The organism is Methanosarcina sp. MSH10X1 (genome assembly GCF_004099695.1).
Taxonomy (GTDB): Archaea; Halobacteriota; Methanosarcinia; order Methanosarcinales; family Methanosarcinaceae; genus Methanosarcina.
This window is the reverse complement of the sequence record NZ_SCHL01000003.1, coordinates 153,212-169,352: the sequence shown is the minus strand read 5'-3', so window position 1 is coordinate 169,352 and position 16,141 is coordinate 153,212. Positions and strand designations below refer to the sequence as shown.

15 protein-coding genes are annotated in these 16,141 nt (G+C 44.8%); 8 read left to right on the top strand and 7 right to left on the bottom strand.

Going from position 1 to position 16,141, the window contains the following annotated elements:
- The first annotated feature begins 170 nt into the window (after positions 1–170).
- Positions 171–464, top strand: coding sequence for a hypothetical protein (locus EQO05_RS03965; RefSeq protein ID WP_128503980.1), 294 nt, complete (start codon positions 171–173; stop codon positions 462–464).
- A 333-nt stretch (positions 465–797) separates the two neighbouring features.
- Here the strand turns inward: EQO05_RS03965 and EQO05_RS03960 are convergent, their stop codons facing one another.
- The 6 genes from EQO05_RS03960 to EQO05_RS03935 form a co-directional block, all read right to left on the bottom strand.
- Positions 798–1,325 carry a gamma carbonic anhydrase family protein gene (locus EQO05_RS03960; RefSeq protein ID WP_128503978.1) on the bottom strand — a complete coding sequence of 176 codons (528 nt, stop codon included), beginning with the start codon at positions 1,323–1,325 and terminating at the stop codon, positions 798–800.
- 282 nt (positions 1,326–1,607) lie between these two features.
- Entirely contained in the window at positions 1,608–2,654 is a 1,047-nt protein-coding gene (hypE, locus tag EQO05_RS03955) for a hydrogenase expression/formation protein HypE (RefSeq protein WP_128503976.1), read from the bottom strand.
- 119 nt (positions 2,655–2,773) lie between these two features.
- The gene (hypB, locus tag EQO05_RS03950) at positions 2,774–3,436 is read right to left on the bottom strand and encodes a hydrogenase nickel incorporation protein HypB (protein WP_128504186.1); all 663 of its coding nucleotides are present in this window, start codon (positions 3,434–3,436) and stop codon (positions 2,774–2,776) included.
- Positions 3,437–3,459: 23 nt separating this feature from the next.
- A complete protein-coding gene (gene hypA / locus EQO05_RS03945; RefSeq protein ID WP_128503974.1) occupies positions 3,460–3,882 on the bottom strand; it encodes a hydrogenase maturation nickel metallochaperone HypA in 423 nt (140 codons plus the stop codon).
- Entirely contained in the window at positions 3,875–4,993 is a 1,119-nt protein-coding gene (hypD, locus tag EQO05_RS03940) for a hydrogenase formation protein HypD (RefSeq protein WP_128503972.1), read from the bottom strand. Before hypD ends, hypA begins: the two co-directional genes overlap by 8 nt.
- A 19-nt stretch (positions 4,994–5,012) precedes the next feature.
- Positions 5,013–5,273 carry a HypC/HybG/HupF family hydrogenase formation chaperone gene (locus tag EQO05_RS03935; protein WP_128503970.1) on the bottom strand — a complete coding sequence of 87 codons (261 nt, stop codon included), beginning with the start codon at positions 5,271–5,273 and terminating at the stop codon, positions 5,013–5,015.
- Positions 5,274–6,514: 1,241 nt separating this feature from the next.
- Between EQO05_RS03935 and EQO05_RS03930 the strand changes: the two genes are divergently transcribed.
- From EQO05_RS03930 to EQO05_RS03910, 5 genes are all read left to right on the top strand, one after another.
- On the top strand, positions 6,515–7,663 hold the full coding sequence (locus EQO05_RS03930; protein WP_205793680.1) for a hydrogenase small subunit: 1,149 nt from the start codon (positions 6,515–6,517) through the stop codon (positions 7,661–7,663).
- A gap of 7 nt (positions 7,664–7,670) precedes the next feature.
- Complete coding sequence (locus tag EQO05_RS03925; RefSeq protein WP_128503967.1) at positions 7,671–9,446, top strand: nickel-dependent hydrogenase large subunit; 1,776 nt, start codon at positions 7,671–7,673, stop codon at positions 9,444–9,446.
- A 25-nt stretch (positions 9,447–9,471) separates the two neighbouring features.
- Positions 9,472–10,251, top strand: coding sequence for a cytochrome B (locus EQO05_RS03920; RefSeq protein WP_128503965.1), 780 nt, complete (start codon positions 9,472–9,474; stop codon positions 10,249–10,251).
- A 90-nt stretch (positions 10,252–10,341) separates the two neighbouring features.
- Entirely contained in the window at positions 10,342–10,827 is a 486-nt protein-coding gene (locus EQO05_RS03915; RefSeq protein WP_128503963.1) for a hydrogenase maturation protease, read from the top strand.
- A 251-nt stretch (positions 10,828–11,078) separates the two neighbouring features.
- A complete protein-coding gene (locus tag EQO05_RS03910; RefSeq protein ID WP_370273569.1) occupies positions 11,079–11,624 on the top strand; it encodes an SRPBCC family protein in 546 nt (181 codons plus the stop codon).
- A 241-nt stretch (positions 11,625–11,865) separates the two neighbouring features.
- On the opposite strand, the gene EQO05_RS03905 is transcribed toward EQO05_RS03910, so the two are convergent.
- Positions 11,866–12,789 carry a peptidoglycan-binding protein gene (locus EQO05_RS03905; protein ID WP_128503959.1) on the bottom strand — a complete coding sequence of 308 codons (924 nt, stop codon included), beginning with the start codon at positions 12,787–12,789 and terminating at the stop codon, positions 11,866–11,868.
- A gap of 335 nt (positions 12,790–13,124) precedes the next feature.
- On the opposite strand from EQO05_RS03905, the gene EQO05_RS03900 reads away from it, so the two are divergent.
- Positions 13,125–14,351 carry a hydrogenase small subunit gene (locus EQO05_RS03900; protein WP_128503957.1) on the top strand — a complete coding sequence of 409 codons (1,227 nt, stop codon included), beginning with the start codon at positions 13,125–13,127 and terminating at the stop codon, positions 14,349–14,351.
- On the top strand, positions 14,351–16,141 hold the full coding sequence (locus tag EQO05_RS03895; protein ID WP_128503955.1) for a nickel-dependent hydrogenase large subunit: 1,791 nt from the start codon (positions 14,351–14,353) through the stop codon (positions 16,139–16,141). The genes EQO05_RS03900 and EQO05_RS03895 overlap by 1 nt, the downstream gene beginning before the upstream one ends.

Below are 16,141 nucleotides of genomic sequence, written 5' to 3'. Positions count from 1 at the left end.
ATTGCTGTTTAACGTGCTGTCCCTGAAAAATTGGGATTAAACGGTATCCTGGGCTGAGTCCGGAAAGATATATCTGCATTTTTACAAATATCCTTTTATTGTAGTCGTGAAAAGTCTAAGCCCATGTAACGAGGTGAACTTCCCACTTATCGTACGGAGGAGTTAGAATCATGCGTGATGCGAAACTGATGAGAGTGCTTGCAGAATATCTCGCAAAATGTACAGAAATCCATGCAAGGAATGAACCGATACCCCCGGAAACTCTGGAAAGGTTTATGATTGATATCGTAAGCTGCCTGGAGGTTGGCGGCATAGGTGATGTAGGAAAAGAGCTGGTTCCGCTTAAAAAAGCACGCGCAACTATCAGACTTGCAAGACGTGAATTTGAGTGGCAATGCGATAATATAGATCATCCCGAAGACTGGGAAACCTGCCTGAGGAATGCAGTTTCCGGAAACGTATAATTTTTTAATTCTCCATGAAGCCCGCAGAATCGCAGGGAATGTTCAGGTTTTACCTCCTCCAAAACGAGGAGTGAATTTCCACATGGGAAATAGAGAAAAATAAGTGAACCAGAAATAAGGAAAAATTGTTTCCGGTATTTCTCACTTCTATGAGGTCATACATTCTTTCCTGGGTTTCGCTGTTCTTTCTTTTTACCATTCTGTAAGGCAAGTTATGCAGTTTAAGTCATAGTTCTCGGTTTACGAATATCAGCATTTTATAATAGCTTATTTCTCCATTTTTCTCCATTTTATAATAGCTTATTTTTCCGGCTCCTGCAGTAATTCGCTTCCTCAGAGCTTTTTCTTGCTTTTCATTTCCTCACTGTATTCCCTGACAAACTCCACATATTCCGCAGCATTTTCCGCTATGGTTTCAATTTCGGATTTCTCGACTTCCCTCTTTACCTTCCCTGGAATTCCAATTATCAGGCTGTTTTCAGGAAACTTCTTTCCTTCGGGGACCAGTGCATTTGCACCTACTATGGAATTTTTTCCTATTTCTGCCCCGTTCAGTACTGTAGAATTCATTCCTATAAGCACATTGCTTTCTATTTTACACCCATGCAGTACAGCTCCGTGTCCCACACTTACCTCATTCCCGATCTGAACCCCGTTTTCAGGGTCTGCATGAATTACCACATTATCCTGAATACTTGTCCGGTTCCCGATTTTTATCCTGTTCCTGTCTCCCCGAAGAACGGCGTTAAACCATATACTTGAGAAATCCCCTATCTCAACATCCCCTATTATGTCTGCAGAATCCGCGATGAAAGCCGTTTCTGAGATTTTCGGGCTTTTACCTTTAAAGTCCATTATCATAAATTTTCTCCTTCTTCCCATATCTTTTATTTACTTTCTGCATTACGTCCTGTAAGGTCTTCAAAATACCGCTTTAACGGTCTTCATATACCAGTATAATGTTATTTGATACCTTTTAATCCAAAAAGCCTGCTCTGTAAGAAGGTGAGCAGAATTAAAACAACCAGAAAGATAAGACAATACTTGATTAAAATCAAAAATAAAAATCGGCACAAAAATTAAAAAGAAAAGAAAGTTTAAGGAAAAGTAAAATCAACAGGAAGTATTAATGTAATTTCTTTTTTAACACACTCTGGGAATAGGGTCTCCTGCAGGCACATCGACATAACGCATGCCTCCAAAGCGGTTTTTCAGGACTACTTCTCCTTTGTTATCTGAAGTAACTTCTCCTATAACGGCTGCGTCCCTGCCGTAAGGATGCTCTCTTAAGATTGAAAGCACTTCTTCTTCAAAGCCGGGTCTGACACCGATAACTGCCTTTCCTTCGTTTGCAACCTCAAGGGGGTCAAGGCCCAGCATCTCACACGCTGCAGAAACAGCTGGCTTGAAAGGAATCCAGTCTTCTTCTATAAGGATGCCTGTTCCGGATTTTGCTGCCATCTCATTCAGGGCGTTCGCAAGCCCCCCGCGTGTTGGGTCTTTCATTGCCGTGATGACGGGCTCCCCATCAGGGGTTCTGAGTCTCAGGAGCGGTTCTATTAGTTTCCAGAGCGGGGCTGAATCCGAGACCAGGTCGGTATCAAAGTCAAAACCTTCCCTGTGAGCCATAAGCGAAATTCCGTGATCGCCAATAGTGCCTGTAACAAGGATCTTATTTCCCGCCTGAAGCCCTGAATCCCTGACAGGGCTATCCGTAATCCCAAGGCCTGCAGTGTTCAGGATAATCGAATCAAGCGCAGTTTTTTCCACGGTTTTTGTATCGCCTGTTATTATGGGCACGCCAACCTCTGCAGCCGTTTTGTCCATTGTCTTGATTATTTCCTCAAATTCCTTGAGTGGAAAGCCTTCAGGAACTACGACCGCACAGGTGAGAGCAAGGGGTTTTGCTCCCATAACCGTAAGGTCGTTAATAGTGCCTGCAACTGCAAGCCTTCCTATATTCGTATTAGGGAAAAAAGCAGGCGTTATTACATGACTGTCAGTGGTCAGTACGAGCTCGCATCCGGCATCAAAGCCCTCAAGCCTGACCGTGGAGCCGTCATCAAGGCACTCAAGCCCGATCGAGCCTGCGCTTTTATTGTGAAAATTTTTAAGAATTATTTCTCCGATCAGTGCCTGCATGACCTCTCCGCCTGCACCGTGTTCAAGAGAAATGGTATTGGGTTTCATATGAGTCTCCTTTTTTTCTCTTTTTAAACCCTCTGGATCTTCTCAACCTGTCGCTACTTTTTACAATTTACTTTTACTTTTTTCAGCCTGGTTCTTATCTTAACTCTCTTTAACCAGCCTTACTTCTTCTGAGCTTCTTTAACTCCAAGCTCGATAAAGCCAATCCAGGTCTCCAGGCTCTCCCAGTCATGCTTCGAGGTCAGGATAACCGGTACTTTCGGGTTTAAGGAAAGGATATCTTCTCGCATTTTCTCAGCATCGACATCGACTGCGTGTGCAATGTCAACTTTGTTTATTATCGCAAGTTCCGCTGTCTTGAAAATCATTGGGTGCTTCAGGATAATGTCGTCTCCCTCGGTCACGCTCACGATTACAACCCTCAGATGTTCTCCCAGTTTGAAGTCTACAGGGCATATCAGGTTGCCTACGTTCTCAATTAGCAGGAGATCCGTATTATTGAGGTCGATTTCATCCAGGGCTTTCTCCACCAGTCTTGCATCCAGGTGGCACTCTTTTCCGGTATTAACAGGGATAGTAGGGACATCAAGTTTCCTGAAACGGGAAGAATCCATCTCTGCGATTACGTCCCCTGCAACCACAGCTATTCTATACTTTTCTTTGAGGTGCCTGATTGCCTCCTCAATAAGCGTGGTCTTTCCTGAGCCGATGGCTCCCATAACGTTTACTGAAAAAACCTTGTGTTTGTCAAGTTTCTTTCTGTTTTTTTCAGCAATTTTGTCATTTGCTTTGTAAACGTCGTGTCCCATATGGATTACATGCATTAACATAAATATCACTTGGGGAATTACTTATTATTACTATCTGCGGTTTGATCTTCTTCCGTTTCTATTTCAATACTTTTGATTACCAGTTCTCTGCCGCCTGTAATATTGGCCTGTTTTCCACAGATAGGGCAATCCATCGCTGCCACATAAGCAAGAAGTTCACTTGTAAGTGTATCGCTCTCACGTATCTGTTTTTCGTCTATCTCTCCCTCATACCCGCACTCGCACTCAAGGGAAGGAGCTACCATTTCTACAACAAAATCGGCATTTTCTGCAATGCTTCCCTCGGCAAGAGTATTGAAGCAGAAGCTGAGCTGTTCAGGATTTGTATGAGCCAGCCTTCCCATTTGAAGCGTTACTTTCTTAACTTCAGTGGCTCTGTTGGCTTTGGCAGTATTAATTACCTGATCAAAAATTTCACAGGCTATAGAAAATTCATGCAAGCTTGCCGCCTCCTTCTCTGGAGTATCTGAACCAGTTGTAGCACATGCCTTCCTGGCTGACCATACATGGGCCTGCAGGACTTTTTGGGGTGCAGTCCTTCCCGAAGTTCGGGCATTGAGAAGGTTTTGCTTTTCCTGTAAGGATAGCTGCACAGATACAGCGTTTTTTATCTTTTCTTCCTGCTTTCTTTCGGACTTCCTCAAGGGCAGAAGCATATAGACCTTCGTGCTTCTTTGCTGCGTCTTTTTCCTCAAATTCCTTCCTGAGTGCAAGCCCCGAGCTTTCGATTCTTCCTATGCCTCTCCACTCCGAATCCGAAGTTTCGAACACCGTTTCCATTATTTTCAGGGCAATCTGGTTTCCTTCAGGCTTTACGGCTCTCGGGTAACCGTTATCCACTGCTGATCTGCCTTCGTCTACCTGCGCCTGCAGAAGGCTTATACCCAGGAGGATATCTGCCGCCTCAAATCCGCTAACAACGACAGGGAAACCCTTTTCGGCAAGCGGTTCAAAAGGTTTCGTGCCTATTATGGTTGCCACATGCCCTGGAGCTATAAAAGCATCAACATTTGAATCCCTGGCGAGGAGTTCAATCGCAGGAGGGGTTTGTTTCTGGGAGGCCAGCAGGCTGAAGTTCTCAGGCGTTTTTCTTAAGAGGGCAGCCGCATTTGCAGGAACTGTGGTTTCAAAACCTATTCCGAAAAATACTACTTCGAGATCCGGTTTTTTCTCTGCAAGGGCAATCGCATCGTCAATGCTGTAGACCATTCTCACGTTTGCCCCTTCAGACTTTGCATCCAGCAAACTTTCGGCTGAACCGGGAACCCGCATCATATCCCCAAAGGTGACAACAGTCACTCCACTTTTCGCAAGGGCGATTGCAAGATTTACATCCTCTTCAGGAGTAACACAGACAGGACATCCGGGACCGCTTATTACCTCTATATTTTCTGGAAGGACACTCCTTAACCCGTATTTTGCTATGGTCCGCTCGTGCGTTCCGCAGACATGCATTATGCGTAGTGGTATTTTGGAGCCCCTGATTTTTTCCAGTAGTCTTTTTTCAAATTCAGGAATATCCGGCTTTGAAGAAGAATTCCCGTTTTCCATTTTTATCAGCGTCCGTTTTTCAGGGGGATTCACTTTCCAAGGTGTCGATCTCTTCAAGCCCTGCGATCTGTTTGAGAAGGCGCATTGTCTCTTCACTTTCTTCTTCGGAGATTTCCGCAATCGCGTATCCTACATGGACAAGGACATGCTTTCCCATTACGGATTCACTGGCACCTCCCAGAAGATCCATGTTTACGTCTCTGCGTACTCCGCCCATATCTACAGTTGCAGTGTTTTCATTTACGATAGACACTATTTTTCCAGGAATAGCTATACACATGTTACCTCGAAATGTTTTCTTTTAAAATTCTGTTAATTATAATGGTAATTATTTGTTTTCCTAATATAAATTCCTGTATTAAGATATTTGCAAGAATTATTTTACAAGAGATATATATTTGTAAGGTATATATATCTACAGGTCTCAACCGGGCAAAAAATCTATCCAGTCTATTTTCTTAACTGGTTAAACAACCTTTTTCGCTTACTGTTTTTAATTTACATTGTGCTGCTTTTAATCGCTCGTTCTTCTTTTCTCGACTTGCCGCAAATAGAAGAATAGAGGTTTCATAAACAGGAACCGAATTCTACGTTTTGAATCAGTATATTGTCGAAAATTGTTTTTTAAAATTCTATGGTTCTATTTTATATTCTTTTTGTTTTCTTATTTCACTTGTATTATTTAATAATGTTTTTTTCGCGATCTTGAACTTGCTTTAGAGGTTTTTTGGAAATGGTTCCGGAATTGCTCTATCTATTTATGAACCCTGAAAGTTTTAAATTGTATGAATAACTGTAACTTGTGTGAAGAATTGTAACTTAAGTGTTACTTCTTCTACAGCTTCATGGAAAAAATAGATTTTTTAGTACTTTCTGGTTTCCATCTTCCTTAACAGCTCTCTTCAGAGCATTACAGTTAAAGTTTATAGGGGGTGTCCAGAGTTATGACCTCTCCATCCTTTATCACGGATAGAATAATCCTGTTTCCAGAAACATAAAACAGGACCATTAGAGACGCTACGATTTAATGTGACGAAATTTCAGTCCCGGTTGAGAAGGCTTAATTAATGAAATGTTCCCTGCGAATGAAGTGACTTCTATTTTTCTTTTCAAAATTCTCTGTATTTACTCAATTTTTATGCATTTTGTTATAATACAGGCAAATTTCTAAATATGAATTATTACTTCACCGGCTGCTTTTAACTCTTGAGATTTAGTTTATTTTTTTAATTCTTTTTCTTCTTCGGAATGCTTTAATTCCTCATATATGTACAATGTTGTCACTCTTCGTACATTTGATTGTTTATTTATTTAGAAAGCTCGATATATTTGTCACCGAATCATAAACTTACAATGCAGCCAATTAATATAATTATCGTATCGTGTAAAAAACCTTAAATACTATTCACACATTGAAAACATTAGTGGTAAATTTATGTATATATTTATATAATTACGGTGGATAATTATTCAAAATTTTCTTCGTATGTATAATTTGGGTAAAATTAAGATGTGGTAGAGATGAGTACTGGAATAAAAAATCTTGTCCGTACACTGGACGGTGTGGACTTTTTAAAAATGGACCGCCGCACTTTCATGAAAGCAGTAGGTATAATGGGAGCATCTGCGTTCCTCGGCACCTACAAGACTGACATTGTAAAGGCGCTTGAATTTGCAGAGACAAAGGTTCTTTGGATCCACGGCTCCGAATGCACTGGCTGTTCCGAATCTGTCTTAAATGCAGGCAATCCTGACCTTGTACAGGCACTCGAAAAGCTCAATGTTAACCTTGCCTTCCATGAGACTCTTTGTGCACAGCAGGGAATCTGGAATGATGGTAAGCTCGTAAACACCTCCGAGCTTAACTCCGAAATCCTCCAAGAAGAAATTTACGAAGAAGGCGGGTATATCCTGGTCGTTGAAGGCGCAATCCCGAACGGTCCTGATGGTTCAGGACGCTATCTGGTGATTGGAAACAAAACTTTCAAGGATACGCTTGGAGAAGCTGCAAAGAACGCAGCTGCTATCGTTGCAGTCGGCACATGTGCTTGCTATGGAGGAATAACCTCTGCAGATAGCGATGTTGCCAAGGATACGGACTACAGAGGAGTAGCCTTCGCAAAGACCGACAAATCAAAAGGTATGCTGCAGGAGTTAAACATCGATAAGCCAGTAATTAATATCCCTGGTTGCCCTGCTCACCCTGACTGGGTTCTTCTGACCCTGGGTGCAGTGATTCTCGGAAAGATCAAAGTACCTGACGATCTTCCGGCCCTTCTTGACGACTATAACAGGCCAAAGGTCTTCTATCCCCCGGACCACACAGTGCATGAAAATTGCCCACGCCGCGGATACTATGACCGTGGAGAATTCGATGAACAGGTAGGCGGAGAAAAGTGCCTGTGGAAACTAGGCTGTAAAGCTCCTTATGCCCACGCAGACTGTGGAATTCGCAGATGGAATGGCTCAGTAAGCATGTGTACTCAGGCAGGAGGACCATGCATTAACTGCGTAGATCCCGGATGGCCAGACACCTCAAGACCGCTGTATGTTGAACGTGAAGATATAGGAGTCGCTGGAGCAAACATTGATACAGTAGCCAAGGTTGCTGTCGGTGCAGCTGCAGTTGCTGCAGGTGTACATGCTGTAAGGAGAATGAAAGGAGAGTGAGTGAAAAATGGTAAACGTTACAGTTGATCCCCTAACCAGAATTGAAGGCCACCAGCGCATATCCACTGAAGTAGATGCTAACGGTGTTATTACCGATGCTCAGTCATCGTCCCTTATATTCAGGGGTTTTGAGCGCATCCTGCAAAAGCAGGACCCGAGAGATGCAGCTTTTCTAACCCAGAGAATTTGTGGTGTTTGTCCCCTTTCTCATGGATTGACAGCCACAAATGCTCTTGACGACCTGTACGGTGTCGCTGAGCACGTTCCTAAAGATGCTCTTGTAATGAGGAACATCTTTCAGGGACTGAACATGATTGCAAGCCATGCGACCCATATCTATGTGCTCTTTGGCCCTGACCTTGCAAACCCGGCGTACAGAAATGTCCTTACTACACTGGGAGATACCGGAAACTCGGTCTGGAAAGAGATGGTTGGAAGGTTTGCCCCGATCAGCTACAAGATGGACGGCGCGGCTGTACCTGCGGGAAGTTCCTACCTTGCAGCACTTCCTGAAAAGAAGCGTCTTCAGGAGGCTATTGCACTTATTGGCGGTAGAATGCCCGGTCCTTCATCCCTTTATCCAGGTGGATATACCTACCCGGCTAATGTTGCAGATATAACCAAACTTTCCACTTATTATCTGGAGGTCATGGACTTCGTATCCAGCCATACTCTGAAGGTTCCATTCGATACCTGGATCGAAAATACCTACAAGGCAAGCTCTCCCCAAAAAGCAGTAAGCTTTGTTACTGAACACCTCCAGGGGCTTGTCGACAAATCAGTGGCTTCAAATGATTTCTCCAAAGAAGCAGGTTGGGGAGATGTGGAATTCTATGCAGCTTTCGGTTCCGAACTCGTAGGAGAAACTCTGCTCGGTCTTCCAGCAAGCCTTAAACATGATACAATCGGTGGGTACAAAGATCCCTCAAAGATCTGCTTCGTTGCATACGGCGGATATTACAAGCCCAAAGACGGATACGACCCGAGGAGCCCGGAAGGAGATCGTATTTTCACCTCAGGTGTAGTATCAGGAAACCTCGAATATCTGAAATTTGATCCGGACAAGATTACGGAGAGTACTGCTCACTCCTTCTACAAGAACAGTGCCGATGACTTCGCACCAGCAGAAGGCGAAACCGTTCCGTTTACGGACCCAGAGAAAATCGTATTCACCGGAGGTTCGGATAGCCAGTACAGCTGGGACAAAGCTCCCAGATACGATGGAATTCCGGGTGAAGTCGGACCCCTTGCACGTATGCTTGCAATTAAAGAGCCACTGGTAACCGGTCTTGCTCTGGCTTTCAATGAGAAAGGATACTCTGCAGCTAATGTTTACACCAGAATGCTGGCTCGTATGCAGGAAACCGCAATTCTCGCATATGAACTGCTTAACTGGGTGACAGTTGACTATGAGCCCGGGGGTAAGATTTCCGTGCCTGTAGACCTTAATGCAGCTAAGAACAACAAGGGAATGGGCCTATGGGAAGCACCTCGTGGAGCTCTCGGTCACTGGATCTCTGCCGGCGGCGACGGAAAGGTCACCAACTATCAGTGTGTAGTTCCGGGTACCTGGTTAATGTCCCCAAGAGACAGCAATGGCGTTCCTGGCCCGCTCGAACAGTCTCTCATTGGTTCAAAAATCAACCCGGTCGGAGATGTCGATTATACCAATCCAGTTGGTATCTACCATATGGGTAGGTCCTACGATCCTTGCATTTCATGTGCAGTCCACACCATTGACCTGACTGGGAAACGCGCTCCAAATACTCTAAGAATACTCTAAGTATAGTACAGGGAGATGACCCACAATGAAATCTAACAACAACCGGTCAATGGTTGTTGAGCGCTATACCGTAACTGACAGGATAGCTCACACTGTCCATGCCGTTGCGATGATAGTGCTCATCGTTACCGGGCTAAAGATCTATACCGGATGGGACTTTATGAGTTTCCATTCTGCCCGTGCCCTTCACATGATAATGGTTCCGTTCCTGCTTGCAGTGAACTGGATCCTTATCCCGTATAACATTTTTTCCGAAGGTCACGGGGTTTTTGGAAAAATTTCACACTTTACGGACCATTACATTTTTGGTCCAAAAGATGCAACTCGTCTGGGCGGTATAATTAAAAACTTCTTCAGGAAGGGCAGGTATCCTGCATTTTCCATCTATGATGAAGAAAAAGGCCACTACGAGACCAAACTTCATCCTGTAATGAAGGTCCTGATTGTGCTTGAAGGTACAGCTATCTTCCTGATTGCAGTTTCAGGCATTGTGCTGTACAAACTTGACTGGTCAGTCCTCGGCCTGCCAATAGGGTCATGGATTCTCTCGATTGGAGGCTTGATTGCGCCTTTATTCGATTTGACTGCTATCCAGTTCTACAGGATCCTTCACCTGCTGATGACCTACTGGTTTGTCTTTGAACTTGTGGTGCATGTTGGTATTCTGGAGTTTGATCCTCATGTCTGGAAGTACTACAAAGCTATCTTCCTGACAGGAAAAGAAGACCTCTCAGACACTCACTATTCAGAGTTTGTTGAGAAATATTCAAGGTTTGATGCTAATAAGAAGGAACACAAGCACTGAAAACTGAGAGTCGCTAAGTAAAAATCTAAACTGGAAAAGGTAATATAGGCATACTCGAAAAACCTGTACGCCTTTTAATTAAGTGAGAATATGTCTATATTACATGCTCCAGTCCGCATCCTGGGATGCGGAAGCCCTTTAATGGGAAACGATGGTGTCGGCCTCAAAATTATCGAGGCTCTTCACAAATCCGAACTCAAAGACCTCAAAAACCTCGATATCGAGGATGCAGGGGTCTGCGGGCTTGATCTTTTAAACCTGATCGAAGGTGCCAGGAAGGTCATTATAGTGGATGCAATTCTGGCAAACAGCCCTCCGGGTTCCGTACACCGTATAGAAGGGAAAGACTTACTCGGAGGTATTGAATTTCACCCTCTTACTTCGATACATGACCTTACAATTACCGATGTATTGAAAATTGGGGAACAGATTCAGCAGCTCCCGGAAGTCGTGGTTATAGGAATTGAAATCGGCTCTCCCGCCAATCAGGTTACACAGGAAATAAGTCCAGAGGTCCTTAAAGGCGTGGACAGGGCTATAAAGCTTATCAGGGAAGAGGTTTTTTCCTCACTCTAATCCTATTTGTCAATTCGCTTTGATTTCGGTTTCGTTCCATTTTTTCCCTGCTTTTACCTGCGTCTCCTTATTATTATTCCCTTCCTGTCTCTATCTTTAATTCCTATTTTCCTCCTGATTTCTGGCTCGTTCCTGTCCCTTTTTAGTTTCACTTTACCTCAGATTTGCTAATTAATCAATTTCGAGCCTTTGCTTGAGAAAGCTATATCTTAAAAAAGGTCCATTTCAATAGAATATATTTAAATTAATTTATACCTCGGGGTGGGAGAATTTCAAAGTTTTTTAATCGAATAATACCTGGGATACTATCTTTTATAGCAATTCTCTATGCAGCGGCACTTATTGCTTCGTGTACATCAATTACCCGGAGGGCTCTTCAAACTGAAGTTATCATCTACTCATCTGCCGCCAGGGTATGGAAAGAGCTTACCGATTTCAGAGCATATCCCCAATGGAATCCGTTTATTCGTAAGGTAACCGGGGTTGTCGGCGAGGGCGAGCGATTAAAGATTCAGATGCATGCAGGAAACCGTACTATGACATTTCGGCCGGTCATTCTTGCAATTAAGCCCGAGAGAGAGCTGCGCTGGCTTGGACACCTTTTGATTCCCGGAATATTCGATGGTGAGCACAGTTTTGTAATCGAGCCTCTTGGCGAAGGTCGGGTGCGTCTGGTTCAGAGCGAAACCTTCAACGGTCTTCTGGTGCAATTTTCGGGCCCTCTGCTTGACGATACTGAGCGAAGCTTCAATCTGATGAATCTGGCACTTAAAGAACGCGTTGAGCAAGCAAGTTGAGCTAACTCTGATATCCTGCCGGTCGGAAATCTGTAAAAAAGGCTGTATATGATTCCAGAAAAGGAGCGAGTTAAGTTTCTGTCTTTTAAGGCAAAGTTCAAAAGAGTCTTCAGTCTAAGGAAAATTTTGTAATCGGGAGTCCGGAACCCAAAAAATCCGATTACTTAAATCAATACAGCTTTGGATTTCAATCCTTATTCCTGTTTAATCGGTTAATACAATCTCTTCTTCCCTCTACGGATTATTCGGATTCTCCCGGCACCCAGTTGCTATAGAGTTTCCACTCGATTAAAGAGTCCTCCTTATCGGTTTCAATATAAAACCTCCAGATAAATGGTTCACCTACTGCGGAAAATTCCAAATCCACAAGGGTGTCAGGTAGAAGCACGGATTCTCTAGTTTCCCCTGTATTTGTTTTTATCCGGACGCCTGATTCAGTGGCATTGAGGTTTCTCACTTCAAGACGTACTGATTTACCAGCCTCCGCTTCAAAAGAAGAATTATTCCCACGCCAGGTTCCTGCAGTATGGAATTTGCGTCCCAGACTATCAACCGTATGGGGTAGTCGGGTTACAGGTGGAGTTATGGGTTTGGTTACCCGAGCCGGGGTTTGTTCGAGCGGAACTGCCTGCGTCGCCATAATTGGAGGTTCTGCTACCGGGGCTGCCGGTGCTTCAGGAGGTTGAGGTATTTGAACTGGTGGTGCTCCTACTCGCGGAGCCCGGGGCGCACGTACTGGCGGGACTTCAGGTGCCCTTACAGGCTCAACCGGAGATGCCCTTGGTGTTCGAACCGGGGATTCCGGGAATAAAGGACTCGGAACATCCGATATCTCTGGTTCAGTTGATGGTAAAACCTCAGGTGCGCCCGCGACAAATTCTTTATCCAGACTTCCTATTGTATCTGGCCCTACTATACCGTCAACCTTCAGTCCGCGTGCTTCCTGGTAGCTTCTCACTGCCAGTTCGGTTTCCCCATCAAAGGTACCACTGGCTCCAGCTCCGGGCACAGGAATACCCAGAAATATCAGAGCCTGCTGGATTTTCCTTACCGCAGAGCCGCTATCCCCTCTCTGGAGAACTCTTTCATTGTCATAACAAGCCTCCAGAATCTCATCGCCTGCAAATCTCGGCGATCTTAAGTCGTGACCATCCCCAATAGTCATATTCTATCCCCCATATTTTGCGGCACATTTCTTCCCTTAAATATGCAGCATTGTTACTAAATGTTACTAACCTTAAAATTTCGATAAATAAACTAGTGGTATTAAAATATATAAGTTTTTAGAAATATTATATTTATTTTAAGTGTATTCTGATGGGTCTTCATCTGAATTTTCATTTTTTATTTTAAAAGCTGGAATCTTTAAGGAACCGGATCTGAACAAATCCTGCTGCTGAGACACAAAAAGCTTTCCTGCAAGGTGGGTTCTTGAAGTTGTGATAGTCTTTAATATATTGGACTCCTTTTTTTATATGTCTTTATATAAAATTATCTGCGATGGGGGAAAATGGAACGAATAATGACGGCTTACTTGAAAAGTTTAAAAATCTTGACTTCATGAAAATGGACCGGCGGACTTTTATAAAGGCTGTGGGGGCACTGGGAGCTTCGCTATTTCTGCAGACGTACAAAAGCGATATCGCAAAAGCCGTTAACGGGCTGCCTGAGACCAAGGTACTCTGGCTTCACGGGGTAATGGATTCGGGATGCAGCATCTCAATGCTGGACGGAGAAAATCCCGATATACTGGAATTTCTCCAGCTTTTTAACCTCAACCTGCTCTATCACGAAGTGCTGATGATGCAGCAGGGCATCTTCGTAGATGGGCAACTTGCAAATACGAGTGACCTCAACTCTGAAATTCTGCTGGAAGAAATTCTGGAACATGAAAGAGGCTATGTACTTATCGCGGAAGGCGCAATCGCAAATGGGCCTCATGGTTCTGGAAAATACATGGTCCTCGGAGGAAAGATTTACAGGGATATTTTTGAGATAGCTGCGAGAAACGCCTCAGTAATTGTTGCAATAGGTCAGTGTGCAACTCACAGTGGAGTAAATGCCGCTGAAAGTGAGATAGATGAACTTATGGACCACCGTGGGGTTGCTTTTACCCTGGAAGACTCATCAAAGGGAATTGTAGACCTGCTCGGGATAGACACTCCCGTTATTAACGTTAACGGTTGCCCTGCCCATCCAGACTGGGTATTTTTAACTGTAGGAGCGATCGCCCTGGGAAAAATCAGAGTGCCTGACGATTTACCTGAAGTGCTGGACAGGTGGCATCGTCCGAAGGTTTTCTATCCCCCAGACCACACCGTGCATGAAAACTGTCCGCGGCGTGGATTTTACGACCGCGGAGAGTTTGAAACGACAGTAGGCGGACCCAAATGTCTCTGGAAACTCGGATGCAAGGGACCTTATTCACATGCCGACTGTGCCACACGCCGCTGGAACGGCCATGTTAACTTCTGTCCGCAGGCAGGCTCTCCTTGTATAGGTTGCGTACAGCCAGGTTTTCCGGACAGCACCAGACCCTTCTATGTGGAGATTGAAGATGCCGGGCTTGCAGATACCAATCTTGACACCGTGGCAGGAGTAGCAATAGCAGGAGGGCTTATTGCTGCAGGTGCCCACGCCTTAAGAAGGACGGTTTTGAAAAAGCCGGAGGAAAAGGAAGGCATTACTGAAGAAGGCACATCAGAGAGAGCTGGAGGTGAAAAATAATGGTAGAGGTAACAGTAGATCCTCTTTCAAGAATTGAAGGGCATTACAGAGTCAATACTGAGGTCAGTGAGGATGGTGTGATCACTGATGCCCAGAGCAGCGGTCTGGTTTTCAGGGGTTTTGAGAGGTCGCTTCAAAACCATGACCCCAGGGATGCAGCCCTTTTTACCATGAGAATCTGTGGGGTCTGTCCGGTTTGCCACAGTATAGCTGCAGCAAATGCTCTGGATGACCTTTTCGGGGTCGCGGACCAGGTTCCCAAAGATGCCCTTGTTATGCGGAATATACATCAGGCAATGAATTTCATAGCCAGTCATGCAGCGCATATTTACATACTCTGGGGTCCGGACCTTGCAAACCCGGCCTATCGTGATATCCTCACACAATACGGGGATGTGGGAAATGCCGTATGGGGTGAGTTATCCGGACGTTTTATGCCTCTTGTAAACCAGGATAGAGGTACACGTTATCCTGCCGGATCTTCTTATGTTGCTGCCCTCAGGGAGTTCCGCCGCCTCCACGAAGGTATTGCTCTTATTGCAGGCAAAATGCCTCATTCCGTCCTGCAGCATGTCGGAGGAGTGGTTTATTCTCCAACTGTTGCAGATATTCAGAAACTTATCTCGTATGTTTCACAGACTTCAAAATTCGTTGAGAACTTTACGCTTGGGGTTCCTCCCGAGACCTGGATTGAAAATACCTACAGGGCTTCCTCTCCGGAAAGTGCTGTGAATTTTGTCATTGAACGCCTGCAAGAGCTTCTGGATGATTCTCTTACAAGCAATGATTTTTCACACGCTTCAGGCTGGGGAGATGTACCTCTTTTTACGGCTTTCGGTTCTGAGCTGGTTGGAGAGACGCTGTTAGGCTTACCGGTTAGTCTGAAGCTGGACCGTTCGGGAGGCTATAATAATCCTGACCAGATTGGTTTTCTTTCATACGGGGTCTTTTTCAAGCCTGAGAACGGGGACGGGTATGATCCAGCAAGCCCGGCAGACGAAAAAGTCATTCCCTCAGGCTATATGAACGGGAGTTTACAGCTTGAAAGCTTTGACCACACGAAGATCTCGGAAAATATCACTCACGCGTTCTATATTGATGAAGAAGCAGACCGTCCTCCCTGGAATGGGGTCACAAATCCTGAGGAAGACCCTGATGAAATTGATTATACAAGGGGTTCGGAAAGCCGCTACACCTGGGTAAAAGCTCCTCATTATGACGGAATTCCCTGTGAGGTAGGTCCCCTTGCCCGTCTTCTGGTTATGCGAGAACCTCTTGTTACGGGACTTGCGAGAGCTTTTGAAGAAAATGGCTACTCTCCTGCAAATAACTATACCCGCATGCTTGCAAGGATGCAGGAGATTCTGGTAGTAATTCCCGAGTTGTTAAAGTGGCTCAGACAGGACCTCGAAGCAGGCGGAAAGGTTGCGGTGCACACTGAACTTTCCATGGCAAGAGATTCCGAAGGAATGGGACTGTGGGAAGCCCCGCGTGGAGCTCTGGGACACTGGGTAGCTACAAACTCGGATTCAATGACAACCCTGTACCAGGCCGTAGTTCCAAGCACCTGGAATCTTGCTCCGCGGAACGGACAGGGAATCCCAAGTCCTGTTGAGCAGGCACTTATAGGGACAAAGATCTCGGCTGCCGAAAATGCCCTTGGAGTAGACTATTCAAACCCTCTCGGAATCATGCATACGGCACGTTCTTATGATCCCTGCCTTGCATGTGCGATCCATACCATTGATAAAACCGGAAAGCACCCGGATCGTATTTTCAGGGTGGTTTAA